Origin of the sequence: Rickettsiales endosymbiont of Peranema trichophorum, from assembly GCF_004210275.1 — a bacterium.
Classification (GTDB): domain Bacteria; phylum Pseudomonadota; class Alphaproteobacteria; order Rickettsiales; family Midichloriaceae; genus RICK02.
The window spans coordinates 1-8,506 of record NZ_SCFA01000081.1; the positions used below are offsets into that span (position 1 = coordinate 1).

Annotated in this window: 7 protein-coding genes and 1 pseudogene; 5 read left to right on the forward strand and 3 right to left on the reverse strand. The window is 41.1% G+C overall.

The window, feature by feature from the left end; translation table 11 throughout:
- The 5 genes from EDM53_RS04340 to ileS form a co-directional block, all read left to right on the forward strand.
- Window positions 1-593 (forward strand): S16 family serine protease (locus EDM53_RS04340; protein ID WP_277986531.1); only part of this gene is annotated, 593 nt, incomplete at its 5' end.
- Window positions 594-1,220, forward strand: a complete 627-nt coding sequence (locus EDM53_RS04345) for a nicotinate-nucleotide adenylyltransferase (RefSeq protein WP_130122442.1) — start codon at window positions 594-596, stop codon at window positions 1,218-1,220.
- A 45-nt stretch (window positions 1,221-1,265) separates the two neighbouring features.
- Complete coding sequence (gene queF, locus EDM53_RS04350; protein ID WP_130122443.1) at window positions 1,266-2,075, forward strand: NADPH-dependent 7-cyano-7-deazaguanine reductase QueF; 810 nt, start codon at window positions 1,266-1,268, stop codon at window positions 2,073-2,075.
- Complete coding sequence (gene glmM, locus EDM53_RS04355) at window positions 2,072-3,424, forward strand: phosphoglucosamine mutase (RefSeq protein WP_130122444.1); 1,353 nt, start codon at window positions 2,072-2,074, stop codon at window positions 3,422-3,424. Before queF ends, glmM begins: the two co-directional genes overlap by 4 nt.
- 22 nt (window positions 3,425-3,446) lie before the next feature.
- Window positions 3,447-6,599 (forward strand): isoleucine--tRNA ligase, encoded by a 3,153-nt coding sequence (gene ileS, locus EDM53_RS04360; protein ID WP_130122445.1) that lies wholly within the window; start codon window positions 3,447-3,449, stop codon window positions 6,597-6,599.
- Between the two features lie 201 nt (window positions 6,600-6,800).
- On the opposite strand, the gene EDM53_RS04365 is transcribed toward ileS, so the two are convergent.
- The 3 genes and pseudogenes from EDM53_RS04365 to EDM53_RS06520 form a co-directional block, all read right to left on the reverse strand.
- Window positions 6,801-7,886, reverse strand: coding sequence for a type IV pilus twitching motility protein PilT (locus EDM53_RS04365; RefSeq protein WP_165379642.1), 1,086 nt, complete (start codon window positions 7,884-7,886; stop codon window positions 6,801-6,803).
- A 267-nt stretch (window positions 7,887-8,153) separates the two neighbouring features.
- Window positions 8,154-8,264 carry a hypothetical protein gene (locus EDM53_RS06515; RefSeq protein ID WP_277986532.1) on the reverse strand — a complete coding sequence of 37 codons (111 nt, stop codon included), beginning with the start codon at window positions 8,262-8,264 and terminating at the stop codon, window positions 8,154-8,156.
- A 35-nt stretch (window positions 8,265-8,299) separates the two neighbouring features.
- A pseudogene (locus EDM53_RS06520) lies at window positions 8,300-8,506 on the reverse strand (hypothetical protein); the annotation flags it as partial.

An 8,506-nucleotide genomic window follows, 5' to 3' on the forward strand; every position in this document is an offset into this window, starting at 1 on the left:
GTGGTGACATCCTGGCAATCGAAGTGCTTACCATGGTTGGTAAAGGTGAGTTAAGGATTACCGGTAAGTTAGGTGATGTCATGAAGGAATCAGCTCAAGCAGCTTTAAGTTATGTGCGTTCCAAGGGGCATGAATTTGGTATTCATCCACACCTCTTTAAAAAACGTGATATTCACATACACGTACCTGAAGGAGCCACTCCAAAAGATGGGCCATCAGCAGGTATAGCACTATTTACCTCTCTTGTATCTGCTTTGACTGGCATTCCGGTGAGAAACGACGTTGGAATGACTGGAGAGATAACATTGCGAGGTAGAGTGCTGGGAATAGGAGGCTTAAAGGAAAAGCTTTTGGCGGCTATACGTGGTGGTGTCAAGACAGTACTTTTACCAAACGAAAACAAAAAGGATTTAGAAGAGATTCCAGATAATGTCAAAAGTCAGCTAAATATCGTTCTGGTTGAGGAAGCCGATAAGGTTCTAAACTTAGCTTTGGTAGAAGAGTTAAAACCCATAGCGTGGCAAGACGAGTGGGACGAGATCAACGACAGGTTGCAGCATGGGTATGGAATACCGACTGTAGTAACCCACTAGATGGCCAGGCTCAGTGTTATTCCATGTCGGGATGCCAACATTAGAGTAGGAATTTTAGGCGGCTCTTTTAACCCTGCACACACTGGTCACTGCCACATCAGCTTGGAGGCGATTAAAAGACTACATTTAAGCTATGTTGTATGGCTAGTATCGCCGCAAAATCCTTTAAAAGCTCTAAATATCAAAGCGTCACTGGATCAGAGAGTGACATTTGCTAAAAGCGTAGCATGTTCAAGGAAAATTATAGTAAGCGACATAGAGCGACATTTTCCAGACTGCTACACTGCCAACTCTATTGCGAGGATCATGGAAATGCATCCTAAAACAGAGTTTATGTGGATTATGGGTGCAGACAACATGCTACAGATTCACAAATGGTACAGATGGTGGAGAATTTTTGAGCTACTACCTGTAGTGGTGTTTGACAGGGGAGAGCATATACAAAATCTCCGCAATTCCAAAGCGGGCGCTATGTACTCAGCCTCGTCTATTATTAGCGGTTCAAATGCTTATAGCAATGATGATGCTGGTGCTGCAAAACACACTGATTGGTATTTTTTAAAAATCAAAAAAGAGTATAGCAGCTCCTCTCAACTAAGAAGTGTCTTGCAATGTGAGACCAAATAATGGTAATGTTACCTACAAAAAAGTCTCTCAAAGTTTGTTATTAGCATGTCGCTTTCCCACTCACCTCTAGGAAAAGTTACTACTTCCCCAAACAGATATGACAGCTCTGTGTTGTTTCGGATATCGAGGGAAGTGCAAAGGAGAACTCTTCCTACGTGCACTAGTCCAATGGACGGCGTTGATATACTTAACTGTTACGAGCTTTCATGGCTTAATGCTAGTAATAAACCGGAGGTCAGAATCGCGGAAATCCTTATTCCCGCTTCATCTGAATTTTTGATAGAATCAAAGTCTTTAAAAATGTACTTTAATTCTTTCAATAATACTGTTTTTAAGGACCAACTCACGGTTGAACGCCATATAATTGAAGATTTGTCTCAAACTTCTGGCACTTCTGTGTTGGTTAAGTTGAAATCAGTATCAACTCAGTATTTTCCGGAAGAACTGCAGGGGGTTGTGATAGACGATACAGAGATCGATGTGGAGTTGGACAAAATTGCAACTAATGCTCTTGCCACCTCCGACGAATATGTGGAGGAGGCATTGATCTCTCACTTATTTAGATCGACCTGCCCTGTAACTGGACAACCGGATTGGGGCTCTATTCTTGTCGTATACAAAGGTAATAAAATAACCCGTGATGGGCTCCTCAAATATCTCATATCTTTTAGGTCCCATAGCGCTTTTCATGAAAATTGTATTGAAAGAATTTTTGTAGACATCATGAACAGCTGTGAGCCCCAAATATTGAGCGTATATGGAAGATTTACCAGAAGAGGAGGAATAGATATCAATCCGTTTCGCACAACCCATAATAGATTTAAACCTCATAACATAAGATTATTAAGACAATGACTGTAAAATTATTTGGTACAGATGGCATTAGGGGGCCTGCAAACCAGTATCCTATGACTGCAGATATAGCTTTAAAATTCGCAATTGCAGCTGGTGTATACTACAAACAAGATGGCCATAAAAACAGAGTGGTGATAGGCAAGGACACAAGATTATCTGGATATCTTTTGGAACCAGCGCTCACTGCTGGATTTATAAGTGTAGGAGTAGATGTGATACTTGTCGGACCTATTCCTACACCTGCGATATCGATGCTGGTAAAAGCCTTAAGAGCTGATTTTGGTGTCATGATCACTGCCTCCCATAACCCTTATTATGACAATGGTTTAAAGCTTTTTAATAAAAACGGAGAAAAGCTTTTGAATGAGTGTGAGAACAAGATACAAACCATGATACTGGACGATGACATTAATAAGTACCTGGTACAGTCTGATCAATTGGGAAGGGCAAGGAGATTGGAAGACGCACCTGGTAGGTATATAGAGCATGTCAAATCGTCGGTCACTAAGTCAAGTAGCCTGTCGGGTCTTAGAGTTGTTCTAGACACAGCAAATGGTGCGGCATATCATCTTGCACCTACCATCCTTTGGGAGCTGGGGGCTGAGGTTGTACCTATCGCTGCGGAGCCAAATGGTTTTAACATTAATGCAGCTTGTGGGGCAACTGCTCCGGAAGTAATGGCTATTAAGGTCAAGGAGCTTAGAGCGGACATAGGAATAGCCCTGGATGGGGATGGTGACAGATTGGTGGTTGTCACCGAGCAGGGCAAAATAGTGCACGGTGATATAGTCATAGGAATGATCGCGAAAGGCTTATTGGACAGGGGAAGGCTTATTGGTGGAGCTATAGTGGTTACAGAAATGTCAAACACCGCTTTATGTGATTATCTAGACCAATACGGCATCAAAACTATTCGCACTGCGGTAGGTGATAGAAACGTGAGGGAAGCGATGTTGACACATGGTACAAACTTTGGTGGGGAGCAGTCTGGGCACATCATAATGGGAGACTACGCTACAACTGGTGATGGCATAGTTGCTGCACTTCAAATGTTGTTGATTCTTGTGGAAAGCGGCAAAAAGTTGAGTGAACTTGTTAATATTTTTGAACCTTATCCACAGGTACTTAGGAGCCTAAAGTTTCAAAACAACAATCCATTGGAACATCCCAAAGTAATTGAAAAACTGTCTCAAATACAATCCAAACACTCTGAACAACGTGTATCCATCAGAGCATCCGGGACGGAAAAAGTCATAAGGATTATGGTAGAGGGCAAAGAAGAGACCTGGGTTCACGATACGGTAGAAGAGATAGAAAAACTGCTGACAGATCACATACACGACAGTTAAACTTTTATAAAACGGCATAAACATGAGCAATTACCAAGAAGTTGACACTAATTTCAACTTACCAAGTATAGAATTAGACGTTCTTAAAAGATGGTCTGAGCAAGGCACATTTAAGGCGTCTATTAAAGGGGAAGTTGACTATGTTTTTTATGACGGCCCTCCTTTTGCCAACGGTTTACCACATTATGGACACCTATTAACAGGGTTTATTAAGGATGCTGTAGCTAGGTATCAAACCATGTGTGGCAAAAAAGTGGAAAGGCGTTTTGGATGGGACTGTCATGGATTACCTGCGGAGATGGAAATAGAGAAAAAATTGGGATTAGCAGGAACGAAAGCCATCAAGGAATATGGAATTAGTAAGTTTAATGAGAGCTGTAAGGAATCTGTGCTTAGGTACACGAGGGAGTGGGAAGAATACGTGACGAGGCAAGCACGTTGGGTCGACTTTCAAAACGACTATAAAACGATGGAGCCACAGTACATGGAGAGTGTCATATGGGCTTTTAAACAGCTTTATGACAAGGGGCTTATATACGAATCAATGAGAGTAATGCCTTATTCCTGGGCTTGCGAGACACCGGTATCAGATTTTGAAACTCGAATGGATAACGCTTACAGGGAAAAAAGCAGTACAGCAATTACTGTAGCATTTGAGCTTATCACAACGCCACTAGAATTGAGCGGATACGGCAAAAAGTGTAAGTTGCTTGTGTGGACCACGACTCCTTGGACACTACCTTCAAATCTTGCACTAGCTGTAAACCGAGACTTGCGATACGCATGTGTGAGCGTGCGGGACGAGATTTTAATAGTGTGCGAGGATCTGCTTAAGAGGTACGAAAAAGAAATAGGTGGTGATATCCTCATGATCATTGGGGGCGTGGATCTGGTAGGAATATCTTATTATCCACTATTTCCTTATTTTAAAAATCATCAGAACGCATTTAAAATATTGCACGGGGACTTTGTAACCTCAAGTGATGGTACAGGCATTGTGCACATTGCTCCTGGTTTTGGAGAAGACGACTATGAATTGTGCAAACAACACGATATAGACCTTGTATGTCCGGTTGACGAGGGGGGAAAATTTACGTCTCCTGTTGATGATCTAAAAGGTCTGCAGGTGTTTGCGGCCAACGACCAGATCGTTAAGGCCTTAAAGGTGCAGGGCAATTGGATCAAAACAGAAACGTATATTCACTCCTATCCGCATTGTTGGCGCACTGACACACCGCTGATTTATAAGGCTGTGTCTTCTTGGTACCTTAACGTTACGGCATTGAAAGAGCGGCTACTAAAAAACAATCAGCAGATCAACTGGATTCCTGATCATATCAAAAATGGATTATTTGGTAAGTGGCTAGAGAACGCTAAAGATTGGTCTATATCCCGCAATAGGTTTTGGGGATGTCCTATTCCAATCTGGCTGAGCGATGATCCAAATTATCCAAATATCGAGGTCTATGGTTCAATTAAGGAGCTGGAGGCAGCATTTAATACGACTATTGAGGATTTACATTTGCCGTTCATAGATACGTTAGTTAGAGATAACGTCAAGGATCCTACTGGCAAGTCTAAAATGAGGAGGGTACCATACGTTTTGGATTGCTGGTTTGAAAGCGGATCGATGCCATTTGCGCAATTGCATTATCCATTTGAAAATGCGGAATGGTTTGAGCGACATTTTCCAGCAGATTTTGTGGTGGAGTACCTAGCACAGACAAGGGGCTGGTTTTACACGATGAACGTACTGGCTACTGCATTGTTTGATAAGCCGGCATTTTTAAACTGCATATGTCATGGGGTCATACTTGGAGACGGGGGGCAAAAACTGTCCAAGCGCCTTAAAAACTATGTAGATCCGACCACTGTTTTTGATACTCTTGGTGCTGATGCGATGCGGTGGTATATGCTTTCCTCTTCTGTGATGCGAGGTCAGGAAGTGGTGATAGACAATGATACAAAAGGCATCAAAGACAGTATCAAAAACGTTATTAAACCTCTGTGGAATGCTCATAACTTCTTTGTGTTGTACGCAAATGCTGATAACGCCGTTGGTTTATTCGATTTGTCTTCAAACAACATGATGGATCGGTACATCATTTCCAGATGTTTTCAAAGTATCAAGGTGTTTCAGGCGGCGATGGATAATTATGACATGCCAACAGCTTCGCGTGAATTTGAAGCCTTTTTTGATACTTTAAACAACTGGTATATTAGGCGTTCTAGACAAAGGTTTTGGAAGGCAGAACGTGATTTAGATAAGCTTAGCGCTTACAACACACTATTTAGCGTTCTTCATCTTTCTGTAGTGACATTGGCGCCTTTGCTTCCACTACTGACTGAAGCTGTATTTTTAGGGCTTCAGGGTAACAAAGGAAGTGTTCACTTAGAAAGGTTTCCAGACACTAACCAGTATCCCATAGACAGTGCACTGATAGCCGAGATGGAAAGTGTAAGAGCTGCATGTAATGCGGCATTACACATTAGGAACGAAAACTCTATCAGAACAAGGCAGCCTTTAAACTTGGTAACGTTTATAGGTGTTACTGATAACGCGATCGATGTGACACTGCAGCAGTTGATACTGGATGAAATTAACGTCAAGGCTTGGGAAAATCTTGATAGATCAAAAATTAGCGAATATGCATCGTACAAATTAAAGGTTAAGTTTCCTGTGGTTGGTAAAAGGATACCACACGCTGTAAAAGAAATACTGGAAGCTAGTAAGAATGGTGTGTGGGAGCACGTTGATGGCAAAATCGCAATCGCTGGGCACACACTTAGTGAGAATGAGTTTGAACTGACGCTTGAACCAAAGCCTGAGTACATGGGTTGCATTGCTTCTTTATTTGCAAAAGATGCATTGGTAAAGCTTGATCTAAACATTACAGAAAGCTTAAGGCTTGAGGGAATGGCGAGAGACATAGTTAGAGCCGTACAGCAGTCAAGAAAAAACGCAAATCTTAAAATTACGGATAAGATTGATTTGTATTTGAAGCTGCCTAACGTAGAGGGAATATTGAAGGAATGGCGTGACTACATCATGGAGCAGACTTTAGCTACATGTATTAGCCTTTCACCATTATCACAACATACGAAACATGAGGAAACGATTGAGATAGAAGGAGAGGTAGTTATTATTCAACTCGCTGTACACACAGGTCTCTGATAATAATACCACATTTCAGATTAAATCAGGCAAATGGATTTGAGGATGAGGCTGCGTAAGCGTATTGAAATACGTGCGCAGAGCCGAGTTTCACAAAATCCGTTTTGGATCATTTAAAAATGAGAATTGGTATAAAAGAGCTGCTTGAGGGGTAACGGATACAAGACGGGCTTATGAATATGGCATGCCTTACAAAACTGACTAAAACTCACTGTCGATGTATCCAGAAAACTCAAAAAAGCTGAGAGGTGTTTCATCGTCATGGCTATCCTGCAAATGCTCTTTGGCGAGGTCTTCTGTAATGAGTCCCCTCTGGTATAGATTGCGCACAGATTGTGACATCGAGACCATGCCCTGTGTGGCCTGAGCGCCTATTATCAGAGGTATATCGTACAATCTATTTCCAACAATTGCTTCTCTTACCTCATTTGTATTAAGCATTATTTCGTATGCTGGAATGACACCCTGCTGATCTTGTCTGTTTAAGGGTTGCTGGACTATGATCCCCTTCACATGTGAAGCAAGTACTTTGCGTACTCCCTCCCTATCTTCTGGAGGAAAAGCATCAATGATCATGCTAAGAACATGAACAGATGATGAAGCATCTAGTGTCACAAAGACAGCGTGATTCATTTGTGCTGCGTACAATATTGACTTAATCCCTTTTAACGGCTCTTTGATATCTATACAAATGATGTCCGGCCTAACTTGCATGGCTGACTTTACGGCCTCTTCAAGAGATGTTGCATGCTTTGTAATGTCTTTTTGAATAATAAAAGATCTGCTTGAGGGGTAAGGATTCAAGACTGGATCATGAAAAGACACTATGTGTTTAGTATCTTGATTGTTAATATAACTAACAATCGCTCCTAGTGTTGCGGTTTTTCCTGCTCCTGTTGTACCTGCTATTATTACCAACCCATCTTTTATTTTCAACAATTTCTCGATTACTGATGGAATAAACAAATCTTGTAGATTTTTTACTTCTTTTGATACTGTTTTTAGAGACACACATGGTCCTGATACAGTTTGTTCTACCCTTGCTCTGTATTCTTGGCCTAAAACAGTATAGGAAGTATCAAAATGTGGCAGATTTTGTAGATCCTGTCTTTGCTCTACTGTAAAGATATTACTGAGAACGTTTACAATATCCTCTTGAGTGAGCACAGCTACTTTCAGTTTATTAATATCAGTACCGATTTTGACGATTGGTGGCTGATTTTCAATGAAGTAAATGTCAGAGGCGTTATGGCGTTGAGCGTATGAAATGATGCTATTGAAGTCCATAAAAATTTTACATGTATCAGTACCACTTATAGATGATAGCATAAGTGTTTTGAAACACTAAGCCTTTGATTAAGGTTGTAAAATTATGCCCTCGAAATTGACAACAGACGCACTACTAAAGGAGACCTCTGCATGATTTTGTTTTTTTATTTGTGGTGTGAGTAAGGTATGAACATTGTGTTATATTTTGTCAGACTATGTTAAGTTATCGGAGTACTTTATTATAAATAATTAACACAACATAATAAGAGTCCCTTTTTTCTCCTATCAAGTAGGTTTCACACTCAGATTTAGGGCCTTTAACAGGTTAAATGCCATGGCTTTTCTTATCACCTCCGCCTTAACCTTTTGCAATGTCATATAGGTAGCTCTGGTCATTCCAAACCTTCGTTTCAATGTACCAAAAGCCTGTTCTACCAAATATCTGTGACTACTAACCTGTTAAATACTTTCTCTAGCCTACTCAGCCCTTTATTCCTTGCTGCTTTATACATGATGCCATTCTTAATCCCCTTCCTACGTAATAGCTCCTTATTCTCGCTACTATAGTAACCCTTATCAGCATACACTCTCCTAGGCTTTAATGGACCAAGCGCTCCTTCTAAATTCCTTACCTCAGA